This window comes from Saccharicrinis aurantiacus, assembly GCF_001660705.2.
GTDB lineage: Bacteria > Bacteroidota > Bacteroidia > Bacteroidales > Marinilabiliaceae > Saccharicrinis > Saccharicrinis aurantiacus.
Genome location: NZ_LYBV02000004.1, coordinates 1 through 1,501, shown reverse-complemented (window position 1 = coordinate 1,501; position 1,501 = coordinate 1). Strand labels below are relative to the sequence as shown.

Sequence of the window (1,501 nt, the reverse complement as noted above, 5' to 3'; positions counted from 1 at the left end):
ACCAAGTAAATAAGAAATCAAGTTGCTTATTCATTACCTCAGTAACAGTGTAAAACATCTCTCCAGAAAGGAGGTGTTCCAGCCACACCTTCCGGTACGGCTACCTTGTTACGACTTAACCCTAGTTATCGATTTTACCCTAGGCCGCTCCTTACGGTAACAGACTTCAGGTACCCTCAACTTCCATGGTTTGACGGGCGGTGTGTACAAGGCCCGGGAACGTATTCACCGCATCATGGCTGATATGCGATTACTAGCGAATCCAGCTTCACGGAGTCGAGTTGCAGACTCCGATCCGAACTGAGGCCGGCTTTAGAGATTAGCATCATGTTGCCATGTAGCTGCCCTTTGTACCGACCATTGTAACACGTGTGTAGCCCTGGACGTAAGGGCCGTGCTGATTTGACGTCATCCCCACCTTCCTCTCTGGTTACCCAGGCAGTCTTTCTAGAGTCCCCACCATTACGTGCTGGTAACTAAAAATAGGGGTTGCGCTCGTTATGGGACTTAACCCGACACCTCACGGCACGAGCTGACGACAACCATGCAGCACCTTGTAAATTGTCCGAAGAAAAAGCCATCTCTGGCCCTGTCAACCTACATTTAAGTCCAGGTAAGGTTCCTCGCGTATCATCGAATTAAACCACATGTTCCTCCGCTTGTGCGGGCCCCCGTCAATTCCTTTGAGTTTCATTGTTGCCAACGTACTCCCCAGGTGGATTACTTAATGCTTTCGCTCAGTCGCTGACTATGTATCGCCAACAACGAGTAATCATCGTTTACGGCGTGGACTACCAGGGTATCTAATCCTGTTCGCTACCCACGCTTTCGTGCATCAGCGTCAATTATAGCTTAGTAAGCTGCCTTCGCAATCGGTGTTCTGTGTTATATCTATGCATTTCACCGCTACACAACACATTCCGCCTACCTCAACTAAATTCAAGACTAACAGTATCAATGGCAGTTTTACAGTTAAGCTGCAAGATTTCACCACTGACTTATTAGTCCGCCTACGCACCCTTTAAACCCAATAAATCCGGATAACGCTCGCACCCTCCGTATTACCGCGGCTGCTGGCACGGAGTTAGCCGGTGCTTATTCATATAGTACCTTCAAATCATTACACGTAACGACCATTATTCCTATATAAAAGAAGTTTACAATCCATAGAACCGTCTTCCTTCACGCGACATGGCTGGTTCAGACTTGCGTCCATTGACCAATATTCCTCACTGCTGCCTCCCGTAGGAGTCTGGTCCGTGTCTCAGTACCAGTGTGGGGGACCTTCCTCTCAGAACCCCTAGACATCGTCGACTTGGTGAGCCGTTACCTCACCAACTATCTAATGTCACGCATGACCATCTTTTACCGCCGAAACTTTATCTAGAAAAACATGCGAATCTCTAGAACTATGAAGTATTAATCCGAATTTCTCCGGGCTATCCTTCTGTAAAAGGCAGGTTTCATACGCGTTACGCACCCGTGCGCCGGTCGTCATCTG

1 rRNA gene is annotated in these 1,501 nt (G+C 48.2%); it reads right to left on the bottom strand.

The window, feature by feature from the left end:
- Positions 1–66: 66 nt before the first annotated feature.
- Positions 67–1,501, bottom strand: a 16S ribosomal RNA gene (locus A8B35_RS02475); the annotation flags it as partial.